This window comes from Vreelandella sp. GE22 (assembly GCF_968212445.1).
Genome location: NZ_OZ309110.1, coordinates 1,473,864 through 1,489,172, shown reverse-complemented (window position 1 = coordinate 1,489,172; position 15,309 = coordinate 1,473,864). Strand labels below are relative to the sequence as shown.

General features: G+C 60.9%; 10 protein-coding genes. 4 read left to right on the top strand and 6 right to left on the bottom strand.

Translation table 11 applies throughout. The features are described from left to right. Positions 1-215: 215 nt before the first annotated feature. The gene (mfd, locus tag ACWHRL_RS07050; RefSeq protein WP_447895803.1) at positions 216-3,668 is read left to right on the top strand and encodes a transcription-repair coupling factor; all 3,453 of its coding nucleotides are present in this window, start codon (positions 216-218) and stop codon (positions 3,666-3,668) included. 94 nt (positions 3,669-3,762) lie between these two features. Further along, positions 3,763-4,902, top strand: a complete 1,140-nt coding sequence (locus ACWHRL_RS07045) for a L,D-transpeptidase family protein (protein ID WP_447895802.1) — start codon at positions 3,763-3,765, stop codon at positions 4,900-4,902. Between the two features lie 197 nt (positions 4,903-5,099). Here ACWHRL_RS07045 and ACWHRL_RS07040 read toward each other — a convergent pair whose 3' ends face one another. The 6 genes from ACWHRL_RS07040 to ACWHRL_RS07015 form a co-directional block, all read right to left on the bottom strand. Beyond that, positions 5,100-5,363 (bottom strand): Lpp/OprI family alanine-zipper lipoprotein, encoded by a 264-nt coding sequence (locus tag ACWHRL_RS07040; protein WP_447528524.1) that lies wholly within the window; start codon positions 5,361-5,363, stop codon positions 5,100-5,102. A gap of 227 nt (positions 5,364-5,590) precedes the next feature. Next, positions 5,591-6,220 carry a L,D-transpeptidase family protein gene (locus tag ACWHRL_RS07035; RefSeq protein WP_447895801.1) on the bottom strand — a complete coding sequence of 210 codons (630 nt, stop codon included), beginning with the start codon at positions 6,218-6,220 and terminating at the stop codon, positions 5,591-5,593. A gap of 142 nt (positions 6,221-6,362) precedes the next feature. After that, the gene (locus tag ACWHRL_RS07030) at positions 6,363-6,833 is read right to left on the bottom strand and encodes a 2-hydroxyacyl-CoA dehydratase (RefSeq protein WP_447895800.1); all 471 of its coding nucleotides are present in this window, start codon (positions 6,831-6,833) and stop codon (positions 6,363-6,365) included. Positions 6,834-6,933: 100 nt separating this feature from the next. Continuing rightward, entirely contained in the window at positions 6,934-7,395 is a 462-nt protein-coding gene (locus tag ACWHRL_RS07025) for a DUF6586 family protein (protein WP_447895799.1), read from the bottom strand. After that, entirely contained in the window at positions 7,392-10,019 is a 2,628-nt protein-coding gene (gene topA / locus ACWHRL_RS07020; RefSeq protein ID WP_447895798.1) for a type I DNA topoisomerase, read from the bottom strand. The genes ACWHRL_RS07025 and topA overlap by 4 nt, the downstream gene beginning before the upstream one ends. Before the next feature lie 328 nt (positions 10,020-10,347). Continuing rightward, complete coding sequence (locus ACWHRL_RS07015; protein WP_447895796.1) at positions 10,348-12,810, bottom strand: DUF3141 domain-containing protein; 2,463 nt, start codon at positions 12,808-12,810, stop codon at positions 10,348-10,350. A 213-nt stretch (positions 12,811-13,023) separates the two neighbouring features. Here ACWHRL_RS07015 and ACWHRL_RS07010 point away from each other — a divergent pair, with 213 nt between their 5' ends. Then, positions 13,024-14,013, top strand: a complete 990-nt coding sequence (locus ACWHRL_RS07010) for a LysR family transcriptional regulator (RefSeq protein ID WP_447895795.1) — start codon at positions 13,024-13,026, stop codon at positions 14,011-14,013. A 209-nt stretch (positions 14,014-14,222) separates the two neighbouring features. Next, positions 14,223-15,275 carry a lipoyl synthase gene (lipA, locus tag ACWHRL_RS07005; protein WP_447528517.1) on the top strand — a complete coding sequence of 351 codons (1,053 nt, stop codon included), beginning with the start codon at positions 14,223-14,225 and terminating at the stop codon, positions 15,273-15,275. The last annotated feature ends 34 nt before the right edge of the window (positions 15,276-15,309 follow it).

The window sequence follows — 15,309 nt, the reverse complement described above, 5'->3', positions numbered from 1 at the left end:
ACTTGATGGATGGAAAACATGGTGCGAGGTAATCTGCGCGTATTATCCGGGGGTTACGATAAGGCCGCAATCAAAGGATAGTCGCACGCCGTGTAGGGGTATTACACAAATGCCCATTTGACTACACGCGCAAAACAGGGTTGGGCACAGCTCTCTAACTGGTGCGGCGGATGGTGTATGATTGCTCCTTTGTTCAAGCGCAAGATACTCTGACTATGCCCTCTTTTTCTCTGCTCGACCCACCCAGCCCCCAAGGGGCACGCGACACGCTCTATCTGACGGCGCCGCCGGGCAGTGCGACGGCGCTTGCGCTTGCCCAAATAGCCAATGCGGCCCCCTTACTGGTGGTGACCCCCAGCACGGCCAGCGCCCAGCGCCTGGAACAGGACCTGGCGTTTTATAGCCAGGTGCCGGTACTGCCTTTTCCCGACTGGGAAACGCTGCCCTACGACAGCTTCTCGCCGCACCAGGATATCGTCTCCGCCCGTTTGCGCACGCTCAAGTTACTCCAGGACGGCGTCAAGGGCATCGTGCTGGTACCGATCAATACGCTCATGCAGCGCCTGCCGCCGGTGGATTACATCGCCGGACGCGTCATGACCCTCGAGGCCGGCACGACGCTTGAGCGCGAAAGCTTTCGCGAATCGCTCTCCCGCGCCGGTTACCGGGCGGTCGAAACGGTGTACGAACCCGGCGAATACGCCATGCGCGGCGCGCTGATCGACCTGTTTGCCATGGGCATGGATGAGCCGATTCGTATCGACCTGTTCGACGACGAGATCGACACCCTGCGCCACTTCGATCCGGCCAATCAGCGCTCCACCGACAAAGTCGATAAAATCGAGCTGCTGCCTGCTCACGAATATTCGCTAAGCCGCAGCGCCATCGCCTGCTTTCGCGAGCAGTTCGAAACGCTGTTCGACGTTGACCCGCGCCAGTGCGCGCTTTATAACGATGCGCTCAAGGCGATCCCCTCGCCCGGGCTCGAGCAGTATTTGCCGCTGTTTTTCGACGAGACGGCCTCGCTTTTCGAACACGTCACCCCCGACACGCGGGTCGCACTACTGCCTGGTGTGTTCGAGGCCGCCGAGCAGCATTGGCGCTCGATCGAGTCGCGCTTTGAAAACCTGGGGGTCGACCCGACCCGGCCACTATTGCCGCCCCACCGCGCCTTCATCCCGGTCAACGAGATATTCTCGGCGATCAAAGAGCGCCCGCGCCTGGAACTGGTTAGCGAAGAAGACGCCAACCGCCATGCGCACACCCCCAAGGCACACGAGCTACCCACGCTTGCCGTCAACGCCCGGGCGAAAGAGCCATTCGCCAGCCTGCTGGAGTTTCTCGAGCAGCACCCGGACACCCGCGTACTGTTCGTGGCAGAGTCCCGCGGACGCCGCGAGGCGCTCGAGGAATTGTTGGCACCGCTTCATTTGAAACTGCCCCACGCAGAGAGCTTCAGCGCCTTTTTGCAGGGCAGCGAGCGCGCGGCGATTACCGAGAGCCAGGTCGGTAGCGGCCTTTGGTTGACCGAGCCCAACGTGGCGGTGATCAGCGAAACCGAACTCTTCGGCGACGTGGTACGTCAAAGCCGCCGCCAGGAGAAAGCCACCGACGACAACGAGCTGGCGGTACGCCATCTCTCCGAGCTCAAGGAAGGCGCACCGGTGGTCCACCAGGCCCACGGTGTAGGCCGCTACCTGGGGCTCGAGGCGCTGGAAGCCGGCGGCCAGGCCAACGAGTTTTTGGCACTCGAATATGACGGCGGGGCCAAGCTCTACGTGCCAGTGGACAGCCTGCACCTCATTTCGCGCTACAACGGCGCCGACGACGAGCACGCGCCACTTCACAAGCTCGGCTCGGACCAGTGGGAGAAAGCGCGGCGCAAGGCCGCCGAGAAAATTCGCGATACCGCCGCCGAGCTTCTGGATATCTACGCTCGCCGCGAAGCCCAGCAGGGCACGGTGTACGAAACGCCGGACGAAGAATATAGCCGCTTTGCGGCCAGCTTCCCTTTCGAGGAAACACCGGACCAGAAAAACGCCATCGAAGCGGTGATCGGCGACATGATTTCGCCACAGCCGATGGACCGCGTCGTGTGCGGCGATGTCGGCTTTGGCAAGACCGAAGTCGCGATGCGCGCGGCGTTTTTGGCGGTGCAGTCCGGCCGCCAGGTCGTGGTGCTGGTGCCCACCACCCTGCTCGCCCGCCAGCACTTCGAGAACTTCCGCGACCGCTTCGCCGACACCGCGGTCAATATCAGCCTGATTTCGCGCTTTACCGGTGGCAAGGAGATGACCAAAACCCTCGAAAGCATCAAGGAGGGTCAATCGGATATCGTCATCGGCACGCACAAGCTGCTCTCCAAGAGCGTCGAGCTACCCAAAATGGGCCTTCTGATCATCGACGAGGAGCACCGCTTCGGCGTGGCGCAAAAGGAGAAGCTCAAAACCCTGCGCGCCGAGATCGACATTTTGACGCTCACCGCCACGCCCATTCCCCGCACGCTCAATATGGCGATGAGCGGCATTCGCGATCTTTCGATCATCGCCACGCCCCCGGCCCGGCGGCTATCGGTCAAGACCTTCGTTCAACAGCGCAACGAAAGCCTGATCAAGGAAGCGCTCCTGCGCGAGATTCTGCGCGGCGGCCAGGTCTACGTGCTGCACAACGAAGTCAAAACCATCGAAAATACTGCCGAGCAAATCCGCGAGCTCGTCCCCGAGGCCCGCGTAGGCGTGGCCCACGGCCAACTGCCGGAAAGAAGCCTCGAGCGGGTCATGTCGGATTTCTACCACCGGCGCTTCAACGTACTGGTCTGCTCGACGATCATCGAAACCGGGATCGACGTGCCCAGCGCCAACACGATTTTGATCGAGCGGGCGGACAAGTTCGGCCTGGCCCAGCTGCACCAGTTGCGTGGACGCGTGGGGCGTAGCCACCACCAGGCCTACGCGTACCTACTGACCCCGCCGCCCAAGGCAATGACCCGCGATGCGGTCAAGCGTCTGGAGGCCATCAGCGCCTCGGACGATTTGGGCGCCGGCTTCACGCTTGCCAGCCACGATATGGAAATCCGCGGGGCCGGCGAGCTTTTGGGCGACGAACAAAGCGGGCAGATGGAGACGATCGGCTATTCGCTCTATATGGAAATGCTCGACCGTGCGGTGAAGGCCATTCGGGCCGGCAAAACCCCCAATATCGATGCGCCGTTCAATAGTGGTCTCGAAATCAGCCTGAACCTACCCGCTTTGATCCCCAACGACTATATTCATGATGTACAGCAGCGCCTGGTGATGTATAAGCGCATTGCCAATACGCAAAGTGACAGCGAGCTTAAGGAACTTCAGGTAGAACTCATCGACCGCTTTGGCCTGCTGCCGGATGCGCTCAAAAACCTGATACGCCAAACCCAATTGCGCCACCGAGCCGAGCCCCTGGGGATCGCGCGTATCGAAGCCGGTGAAAGCCGCGGACGCGTACTCTTTACCAACGACACCCAGGTCGACCCGCTGACGCTGGTAAAACTGATTCAGACCTCGCCGGAACGCTACCGTTTGGACGGATCGGACACGTTAAGGTTTGAATTCGAAATGGAAAAAATCGAGCAGCGTTTTGAAGCCGTTGAAAACCTGCTGGGGCTTCTCAATCAAAAAGTAGCGGCGGCGTAACGCTTGGGGCAAACTAGACCTAAGCCGTATATACCAACGGATTGGTTCGCATCGAAACCCGACCTCGCGGTGGAACAACTCATCAGGAACGACCATGACGACACGACGTACTTATAAACTTTGGGGCCCCACCAGCCTGGCGGTACTGTTAGCTGCCAGCCTGAACGGCCCGGTTCTTGCTCAGCAGACCGACGACCAGGCCCCCATTGCCACACCGACACTTGAAAGCGATGCGCTTGCCAGCGCAGACCAGGTGGCGGCACAGCGCGAACTACCCCGCGGGCATTTTCGCTTGCCGGAAGAGGGCGACATCGTTGGCCAGTACTACACCGTAACGGTGCAGGACCCGGAAGAGACACTGCTCGATATCGCCAGACGCCATAATATCGGCTACGAAGAGATTCGCATGGCCAACCCGGACGTAAGTCTCTGGGTACCCGGCGAAGGCACCGAAGTGATCATTCCCGCCCAGTACATTCTTCCCCCGGCCCCGCGGGAAGGCGTCGTGGTGAACCTTTCGGAACTGCGCCTTTACTACTACCCGGCGGATAACCCGGGCGTCGTCGAAACCTATCCGGTCAGCGTAGGCCGCGAAGAGTTCGCAACGCCGGTGGGCATGACGCGTACCACGGTGAAGGTAAAAGACCCGGCCTGGTCGCCGCCCTCCTCCATGCGGGCCGAAGCCGCCGCGCGTGGCGAGCCCGCGCCGTCGGTCGTACCGGCAGGCCCGGACAACCCGCTTGGCCGTCACGCCATTTTGTTGGCCATGCCTAGCTACCTGATTCACGGCACCAACCGCCCGGAAGGCGTCGGTATGCGCGCCAGCCGCGGCTGCATTCGCATGTACCCGGAAGATATCGAGTCGCTTTACGAGCGCGTACCCAGCGGTACCCAGGTCAACCTGATGGACGCACCGTTCAAGGCAGGCTGGGGCGCCGATGGCACGCTGTTCGTGCAGTCCTACCCGCAGCTCGAAGAGAACGTGGGTGATTTTGAGCCGCTTTTGAACGCCATCGAGCGCGTCGAGTCGCTCACCGAGGACGACGTCCAGGTCGACTATGCCCAGGTCAAACGCGCGGTCGAGTCCCCCAACGGGCGCTTCGTCGCGCTTTATGGCCCGCAGGCGCCGGCCCCGGAAGCCGAATCCCCCGCCGAGCAGGCACCTTCCGAGCGCAGCGGGCTGTTCGAGGAAGTAGAGCTTAGCGCCATCAGTGAGCGCGACAGCGACGCTTAATCGCACGCGATAAAGGCAAGCCTGGCCGCTCGAGGCCGAAAGAGGCTATCGCTTTGACGAGCGGTAGCCTTTTTCGTACCCGCTCGGTCGCCACCAGGCGCCAAACGACCGGCAATAAAAAACCCCGCACGAGGCGGGGTTTTTCACATCTTACGCAGACCGCTGAGCCTAAAAGCTGCTCAGTGGTCCATGCAGAATTACTTCTGCATGGAGCGCTGGAACTGACGGCTCATTTCTTCACGGTTCTGCTCGGTCATCTGCAGGGCAGCTTGAGCGTCGCGCTGAGCCTGGTTAGCAGTGTTCAGAGCTTGTGAAGCCATGCTGCGAGCTTCTGCAGCGTCAGCCTGGGCGGACTCGGCAGTCATGCGAACTTCTTCCAGAGCGCTGGTAGAGGCACAACCAGCCAGAACGGCCAGAGAAGCAGCAGCAGCGGTCATTTTCAGAGCAGTCTTAAGAGTCATAATGTTCTCCTTGAGTCTTCCTTGGGTACTACGTTGAAGGTATGACAAAAAATAAGGCTAGAAGGTAAGCTTAATTTTGTCTACCTGCGATGCAGGTTCATTTCGGTGACTGGCGCCAATAACTTATGTCATGTTGCCGAAGTCAAACGCTGTTTTATATTAGTCCACAACGCTTGTCTATAGCCACCTCTTTAAAACCTCGAACTTCCTTAGGGACTACGCCCATATTAGCGGATCACGACGCGGGTGCCAACATCTACGAGCGACGCAATGCGCTCAATTTGCTCGTTGTTTACTGCAATGCACCCTTGGGTCCAGTGAAACCGCCCGTGAATCTGTGGGTCGGACGACCCGATACCGTGTATCCCGATAGCCCCACCAAGCGCGGTGTTCTGCGGTGGGTAGCCGTAGCGGCGGTATTCATCGAAATAGGCCTCGTAATCGGCCTGGGAGTAGATACCCTGCTCCAGCGCCATGCGAGCATGGGGGGGCGTAGGATAATCGATTCCGATGAAGATGCGCCAGCGGCTTTCGTGATTAAAACGATAAACCCGGAACTCGCCCAGTGGCGTGGTGCTGTCGCCCCGCACGCGCTGGGTTCGCGCGCCGCCGGTCCCCCGCGAGATCGGCGTAAAACGCTCGATCAGGGCGCTTCCGCGAAAAATGCTCAGCACCCCCTCTTTATCGTCGATCAGCACCCAGAGCTCGGTACTGTGGCGCGGCACCGCCGCCCGATTCAAAAGCGTCTCGACGATGTCGCTTGAGGGAAGAGTGCTGGCAGGCGCGGAGACGTTAGCGCTGGCCACGGCAGGCAAGCCCATGGCAAGTGCTAAAAAGCGGCGGCGGTTTACAGACATGGGGCAGCTCTCGGTACAGGCCGGGGCAACCGACCAACGGGTATGAATAGCCTGGAACGTTTATACCTTATTGCCACGCCCTGTGTCAGCGCCCGAGCGTTAAAAAGCCATCGCTTGCGCCGTTGCTTCAAACGAAGAGGCGCTAGATATCCTCGAACTCACGCATACTGGTGACCAGTTTACGCACTTCGGCTTCATGTCCCTGGGCCAGCGAGGTGAAAAACGCCTCTTCCGGCTCGATCTTCGCGCACTCGGCGCGATGCTCGTAAAGTGCGCGAAGAAGCTCATGCGCTTCGGAGGCGGTTTCGATGGCTTCATCGATGGAAGCGGCGACGCCGCGCTCGTAAAGCGCCTCGAGCTTGGGCGGACGCGGGAAATCACTCGTCTCATCGAACCAGAGCTCGAGGACTTCACGATGATCGCTTCCATCGTGAAAAATGGCCTCGAGCCCGCTGCGCATTTTGACCTCGCGAGAGGCCAGATAGGTCAGCGCCATGGCAAGGCGCTCGTTATCGGTCCGGGCGGCGCCTTCGCTGTACTGTTTGGCCATACGCCCGTGAAAATCCTGGGCCCACGTTAGTAGATCCTTTACCTGGTTATAGCGCGTTTGCATCGTTTCTCCTCGACCATAGACCCGAGTAGTCACCACTCGGTTAACGTCTTCTCAGAGCACCTGGCCAAAACAGAGTTCCCGTTATGGGTATCTTAAGACGCTACCACTCCTGGCTGGTTTCGCGCAGCCCGGCCATTTCCCGTTTGGCCGCCTGTACATTGGCATGCAGTGCGCGCGCAAGCGATACTTCCCCATCGAGGGCGATCATCGACGGGTTGCTTACCGGGCGCCTGGCGGCGCCCTCGTCGCTTTGGAGCTTCATGAGCTGGCTGATCAGCCAGTGAAGCCAGCTATCGGGCTGGGCCGCCAAATCGCGAAGCCGGGTCAGCTCGGCGACCTGGGGTCCGTCGGCGGCCAGCAGCGTCTGCCAACGGCGCGTATCCAAACGCGCGTGCTCGGTCACCTCGGCCAGAAAGGAATTCAGGGCGAGCTCGAACAGGGCAAGCGCGCCCTCTTCGATGGCCATCTGACGGACAATGGCCTGCTCCCCCGCCGCTACCGGCGTCTCGATCAAAAGCTCGGTCTGGTAAAGGAGCTGATTGGTGCGGGTGCGGGCACTCACTTGCGCTTGTCCTCCACGTGCCACTTGCCGGCCTCGAATGTCGCCTTCCAGCCGGTCGCCTTACCGCCTTCGTCGGTCATGACGTACTGCTCTTTATTTTTGCGCGAGTAACGGATCTGCGCGGGACGGCCATCCGGGTCTTCGCTTGGCGCCTTGAGAATGAAGTGGTACTTCTCCGGCAGCTCATCCTTGTGCGCTTTTAGCTCTTTGACCAGAGGCGGGCGCGTTTCGCGGTTTTTGGGGAACTTGCTGGCGGCTAAAAACAGCCCGCTCGCCCCATCGCGCAGCACGTAGTGGTCCTCCACCTTTTGGCAGGCGAGCTCCGGCATCGGGATCGGGTCCATTTTCGGCGGCGCCACCTCGCCACTTTTCAAAAGCTTGCGGGTGTTGCTGCAGTCGCTGTTGGTACAGCCGAAGTACTTGCCGAAGCGCCCGGACTTGAGCTGCATCTCACTGCCGCACTTGTCGCACTCGATGACCGGACCTTCGTAGCCCTTGATCTTGAACTTGCCTTGCTCGACCGCAAAGCCGGTGCAGTCCGGGCTTTCGCCGCAGATATGCAGCTTGCGCGTCTCATCGATCAGGTAACTGTCCATCGCCGTACCGCACTTGTCGCAGCGGCGCTTGGCACGCAGCGCGTCGGTCTCCGCCTCTTCGCCGGCGTCGTCGGCGACCACCTCGTCGCCGGGGATCAGGTCGATGGTCGTCTTGCAGCGCTCCTTGGGCGGCAGGTTGTAGCCGCTGCAGCCCAAAAACACCCCGGTCGAGGCGGTACGAATCTGCATGTCACGCCCGCAGGCCGGGCATTCGATATTGGTCGGCACGGGCTGGTTGGGGCGCATGCCCTCGTCGCTTTCGGCCTTGCCAAGTTCTTCGCGAAATTCGCCGTAGAAGCTATCCAGTAGCGCCTGCCAGTTGCGCTCGCCATCGGCGACTTCGTCCAGGCTATCCTCCATCCGAGCGGTGAAGGAATAGTCCATCAAATCCGGGAACGACTCTTTGAGACGCTCGGTGACGATGTCGCCGAGCTTCTCGGCGTAGAAGCGCCGGCTTTCGAGTTTGACGTAGCCGCGATCCTGAATGGTCGAGATGATCGCCGCGTAGGTCGAGGGGCGCCCGATGCCCTGCTTCTCGAGCTCCTTGACCAGGCTCGCCTCGGTATAGCGGGCCGGCGGCTTGGTGAAGTGCTGCTGCGGATCGAGCTGCTCGAGGTTCATCGCGGTGCCGACGGGCAGGTCCGGCAGGCTCTGATCGTCGTTCTTGCCGGCGGGTTTGATGACCCGGGTATAACCGTCGAACTTCAGCACCCGCCCTTTGGCGCGCAGGTCATAGCCGCCCACCTCGACGCTCAGCGTACTAGAGAGATACTCCGCGGGTACCATTTGGCAGGCCAAAAACTGGCGCCAGATAAGCTCGTAAAGGCGCTCGGCGTCGCGCTCCATACCGGCCAGGTCGCTCGCTTTACGCTCGACGCTGGACGGGCGGATCGCCTCGTGGGCCTCCTGAGCGCTCTCCTTGCTCGAATAGCGCACCGGCGCCTCTGGCAGGTACGCCTTACCGAATTCACTCGAGATATAGTCGCGGGCGCTCTCGACCGCATCCTTCGAGAGGTTGGTGGAGTCGGTACGCATGTAGGTGATATAGCCCGCTTCATAAAGACGCTGGGCCATGGTCATGGTCTTTTTCACCGAAAAGCCCAGCCGGCCGCTCGCCGCCTGCTGCAGCGTAGAGGTAATGAACGGCGCCGAAGGCTTGGAGCTGGTCGGTTTGTCTTCGCGGTTGGTGATCGAAAGCGATGCATCGCGCAGCGCCGCGATCCGCGACAGCGTTTCGTCTTCCGAGGTGGGGCGAAACGCCTGGCCGTCCTGACGGGCAAGCGCAAAGCGCACCGCCTCGCCGTCCGGGGAGACCAGGTCGGCGTGAACGTCCCAAAACTCTTCGGGAATGAACGCCCGGATATCGCGCTCGCGCTCGACGATCAGACGCACCGCCACGGACTGCACCCGTCCGGCGGAAAGCCCGCGGGCGATTTTCGCCCACAGCAGCGGTGAAAGCATAAAGCCCACCACCCGGTCGAGAAAACGCCGCGCCTGCTGCGCTTCCACGCGAGGGATATTCAGCGCCCCCGGCGCCTTGAAGGCGTCCTGAATGGCGTTTTTGGTGATCTCGTTGAACACCACGCGCTTATAGCGGGCATCGTCACCGCCGATGGTCTCGCGCAGGTGCCAGGCAATCGCCTCCCCTTCGCGGTCCAAATCCGTCGCAAGGTAAACGGCGTCGGCCTTCTCGGCGAGCTTTTTGAGCTCGGCAACGACTTTTTCCTTACCCGGCAGCACTTCGTACTGCGCCGCCCAACCGTTGTCCGGGTCGATTCCCATGCGCCGAATAAGCTGGTCGTGCGCCTTACGCTTTTTATAAACCGCTTTCTCGTCCGGCGAGAGTTTGCGGGTCGCCGCGGCCTGGCGCGCGCGCTCCTTGGGATCCGAGGCGGCCTTACCCGAGCCGCTGGTCGGCAGGTCACGTATATGGCCCACGCTCGACTTGACGATGAAATCGTCGCCGAGATACTTATTGATCGTCTTCGCTTTGGCAGGCGACTCGACGATGACCAGTGACTTGCCCATAGTGCTCCACTTCCTGTTGCTTAAGCTCTCAAGACCAGCTCTCAAGACCAGCTCTGAATACGTACCGCGTTTGAAAACGTGGTGGCGGTGTGAAAAATGCGCCTACCCTACCCCAGCCCTTTCTCAAGCGCCAGTGGCTCTGTAACAAGCAAGCGCACTTTACTAAATAGGGGTGTAGCGCGGCGTTTGCAAATTTTGCGATGAAATAACCCACGACCCGATCACCCGCTCGGCCCGAAAACACCCGCTGCCGGGACAAAAAAACGCCCCTGGCCAGGCCGGGGGCGTGATAACGACAACGTCAAAAAGGCTATATCGAAGTTTGGCGTTAGCGTTTGTTACGCGGCTTGCCGCGCGCGCCCGAGGTACGTTTTGCCGCACCGCTTTTAGCGTTAGCGCCACTTGCACTGGCCGGATTTGCGTTTTCCGACGTCGCTTCACTAGCACTGCCTGGCTGATCAAAACTTGCCTGGGCGCTCGGCTTTTCTTCATCGGTGCTTTCGACGGCCGGGGGCGCGCTCTGCGCAGGGGCGACCTCTTCGCTGCGCCGCGCTTTGTCGAAAAGCGCCTTGATCTGGTCAAAGCGTTTTGCGCCCTGCTCGCTTAGCTCGCCGCTGGCGGCGAATACCTGGGTCATGTGCTGGATGTGCTCATCAAGCGCTGCGTTGCTCTCACCTTCCAGAAGGCCCGGGAGCGAGTCGAGCGCCTGCTCGCGGTCGAGCTTTAAAATGAAGAACTGCTCGCGCACCAAGCGCTTGAACTCGCAAAGCGTCGTTTGCGATTCGAGCTCGGCGCGGGAGGCGCGCAGGCGTTTGAAGTTACGCTCATCCGAGGCCGGTGCGCCGCCCAGCACGTAGATGACCGAGCGAATGGTGGCTTCCAGCGGGCCGCCTTCGACGATCTTCTCGCGAAGCGCCGCCTTACGGCTTTCGATGTAGCGAAGATGCTCGGGTTCGGCCCCCGGCCGGCGGCGGTGCACGTGGGCATCGCCATGAAGCCCAACCGCCGCTTGAAGCTGGGGCTGGCCGTAGAAGGCCATGAACATTTTTTCGGTGGCGCCATCGCGAATATCGCGGAAGGTATTCAGGCTATCGACAATTTGATTCGAGGCGAACGACTCGAAGGTCTTGAAGATATTGTCCTCGCTGACCTCGGCGCGATTCTGGCGCACTGCGTCGGCCATTTTGGGCAGCCACACCGTCATCGGGTTGCGATCCGACATGAGCCGGTACCCCAAGCGAATCGGATGCATTTTACGCATGAAGCGCGCCGATTCCGGCGTCACCGCCGCGCGAATGAACGGCTGCAGGCAAAGCCGATAAAAGCCCAGGTTGATCTCGGAAACCCGCGCGACGGCCGCAAAGCGCCGGTCATCCTCGGGGCGGTGCTGCACTTCCTTGTCGAGCTCTTCGAAGTTGCGCGGCGTGAACTCGAGCAGGTAATCGCGCTCTATCAGCTCGGCATCCTTGCGCTCGCTGGCATGCGTGATCGTCGTCTCGTAAAGCCCGGGCGGCATGACATCGATATAGTCCATGTTCGCCGTGAACTCGGAGTGCTCCTTGCGCGAAACGCTGCCGGAGACAAAAATCCCCAGGTGGCCGGTAGTATCATGCATGCAGTACATGATCGTCTGCTCGTTGGCGACGATATCGTCCGTGTCCTCGTAAAGATCGCGTATCCACCCCAGCGCCTGAGGCGGTGGAGTAATATCGTCGCCGCGGGAACAGAACACCACGACCGGCGAGCGCAGGTTGCGAAGGTCGATCCGCCGACCGTCGCGGGTCACCAACTGCGCGGTAGACAGGCGGTTGCCGACGAACAGATTATCGACGATGTACTGTATTTCGTCGCCGCCCAGTACCACGTGGCCGCCCCACCAACGCTCGAACTCCAGATAGCGCGTGGACTCGGTATCCACGTTGGCGTAAAGATGATACTGCTTTTTCCAGTAGGTGTTGGCCGGGTTCAGACGCTCGAAATTTTGCACAAGCCAAGCACCATCGAACTGGCCATTGCCCAGGTCGCTGGTCAGCGCGGTCACCCAACTGCCGCCCGCCATGCCGCCGGTATAGCGCATGGGCGCCTTGCCGCGCTCGCCGGCCCAGTAGGAAAGCGGCGCGCCGGCGACCAGAATCGGCCCAAACACGTCCGGCTCCAGGGCGGCCGCCATCATCAACTGCCAACCCGCTTGGCAGTTGCCCACCACCATGGGTTTTTCGGTGATATCCGGATGCAGCGAAATCACATGGCGCAAAAAAGCAACTTCCGCTTCGACCACGTCTTCGACGGTTTGGCCAGGCTCGGGGTAGGGCAAAAAGCCGATGAAATAGCAGGGATGACCCGCCTTGAGTGCTACCCCTAGCTCGCTATCGGGCTTGAAACCACCAATACCGGGGCCGTGGCCGGCACGCGGGTCGACCACCACGAACGGACGTTTTTTGGGGTCGACCTGGCTGCCTTCCGGCGGTAATACCCGCAGAAGCTCGTAGTTGGTGGGATGGGCCAGGGTGCGACCATCCACCAGCACCTCGGTTTTGAACCCCAGCACGTTGGGCTTGGTCTGCTCCATGTGCTCGAGGTATTGGTTGCCTCGCTCGCGCATGACATCCCAGTAGAGAATGTTGCGCTCGACGCTGTCGCGCCAGTAACTGGCGGCGGCACGGCCAAAACCGAAGGGGTCCATCATGCTGACCAGCGCCTCCTGGCCCGGGAAGGCGGAGGCGCTTTGGCGGGACTCGGAGGCGCCGTTCAACCAGCGGCCCGAGAGCAAGGGATTAGCGAGAAAATTCATGGATTCTCCTGATGGATCGATGCAAGACGCTCATCCATACACACATCATGATGCTGCAATGCAATATAGTCTAGACCAAACCCGCAAAGCCGTCGATAAAGACGCCGCCCGTGCATCGGTGGTAGCATCGCCTCAAGGGTCCCGCGCAGGATCTTGCCATTTTTCATCAAGCCGCCCGCCCGGCGGCTCGAACCGATGCATTGAGAGGCTTACATGACACCCAAGAGCCTTCTCAACCGCCTGACGTTCCGCCAGCTCCAGGTCTTTCAAGCGGTCTACCAAAAGCGCTCCTACTCCCGCGCCGCCGAGCAACTCGGTTTGACTCAGCCCGCCGTGAGCGCACAGATCCGCCAGCTCGAACAAGCCGTGGACGAGCCGCTTTTCAAGTACGCCGGCAAAACGCTTTATGCGCTGCCCGCCGCCGACACGCTGGCGGTATCCGCCCGCGAAATCATCGGCCAGCTTTCGAAGCTCTCGATGAATCTTTCCGACTTGAACGGCGCTATCAAAGGCGAGCTCAATCTGGCCGCCGTCTCGTCGGCCCAGTACGTGGTGCCTTACCTGCTCGCCCGCTTTCGCGCCCAGTATCCGGAGGTGACGGTGCGCTTGAAAGTGTGTAACCGCAGTCAGGCGCTGGAGCGGCTGGCCGAGCAGCGCGACGACCTGGTGATCATGGCCATGGTGCCCGACAACGACGGCCTTTCGGTGACCCCGCTGCTCGAAAACGAGCTGATCCCGGTGGTGTGGCCCGGCCACTCGCTTTTGACCATGCAAGCGCCGACCCTTGGCGACTTTGCCCGCCACTACATATTGATGCGCGAACCAGGCTCCGGCGTGCGCAACGCCTTCGAGCAACTGGCCGCAAGCCAGGAAGTGGGCCTTGCCCATCGTATCGAGCTGGGTTCCAACGAGGCGATCAAACAGGGCGTCATGGCGCGCCTGGGCGTGGCGGTACTGCCGCGCCTGGCGGTGCAGCTCGAGCTCGAGCATCAGTTACTTGCAAGTCTGGAACTCCCCGCTTTTCCGATCCGCCGGGCGTGGTGTGCCGTCCACCGCCGGGAGCAGTTCCTGTCGCCGGTGGCCGAGCTCTTCTTGCGTTTCACCAAGGAGCGCTTGAAAGAGTACCGCCGCTACTTCCAGGCCCCGGCTACCGCGCTACCCGGCCACGATGTCGCTTGCCTGCCGCTCACCACTCCCCCTTGAGCGGGTCGCCTGAGGGCTATCGTGCTATTTTGCACTTTGCTAAATATGTTACATTAAAGGGTACTACCTACGTCGTATCTAGCGCGTAGAGACCGCATTTTAAAGAGTGCCTATCGGAGAAGCACCGCGGGCCCACCCGCCGGGCACCTCGCACTTTTCCTAACGCACTTTTTGATGTAGCCCGTTGCACAGTAGAGAGGCTCTTTTTTATGAGCAACACCCCCACACAGCGTGTGTCCAGCGGCGAAAAATATCGTAACGAGCACGGCACCTCGGCGATCAAGGACGGCATGAAGCAGCGAAAGGAAGAGCCCCAGGCGCCTTCGCTCGAGCGCAAGCCCAAGTGGCTGCGCGCGCAGATCCCCGCCGGCGAGCGCTTCGAAGCCGTCAAGAAAAACGTCGCTGAGCACCGCTTGAGTACGGTATGCGCGGAGTCTCACTGCCCCAACATGGGCGAATGCTGGAGCAACGGAACCGCCACGATCATGCTGATGGGCTCGGTATGCACCCGGGCGTGTCGTTTCTGCGCGGTGGATACCGGCAACCCCCAGGGCTGGCTCGACAAGGAAGAACCCGAAAACACCGCCAAGTCCGTCGAGCTGATGGCGCTTCGCTATATCGTGCTGACGTCGGTCGACCGTGACGATCTCGACGATGGCGGCGCTGGCCACTACGCCAGCTGCATTCAGGCCATCAAGGCGCGTACACCCGAGGTGGTGGTCGAAGCGCTGACGCCGGATTTCGACGCCGAACCCGCGGCAATCGAGCGCGTCGTCGATTCAGGGCTCGAGGTCTTCGCCCAGAACGTGGAAACCGTCGAGCGGCTGACCTCGCGGGTGCGCGACCCCCGGGCGGGCTACCGTAAAACCCTCGACGTGCTGGCCCATGCCAAAAAGCACCGCCCAGAGGTGATCACCAAGACGAGCCTGATGCTGGGTCTTGGCGAAACCGAGGAAGAGATTCTGCAGACCTTCGATGACCTGCGCGAAATCGGGGTGGATATCGTGACGCTGGGCCAGTACCTGCGCCCAACGAAAAACCACCTGCCCGTCGAGCGCTGGGTCACCCCGGAAGAGTTCGACCGCTACCGCGTGCTGGGGCTGGAAAAAGGCTTTATGGAAGTGCCTTCCGGGCCGCTGGTACGCTCTAGCTATCGCGCCGACAAGGTATTCGAGAAGAACAATCTGGGCCTGGCCTCGCCGGCTGCGGTGCCCGGCCAGCAGGAGGATGAAAACCGCATCCCTGCCCTGAACGTCGGCTAAAGCCCCGCCCTTTAACGCCAACCCACGAAAAAAG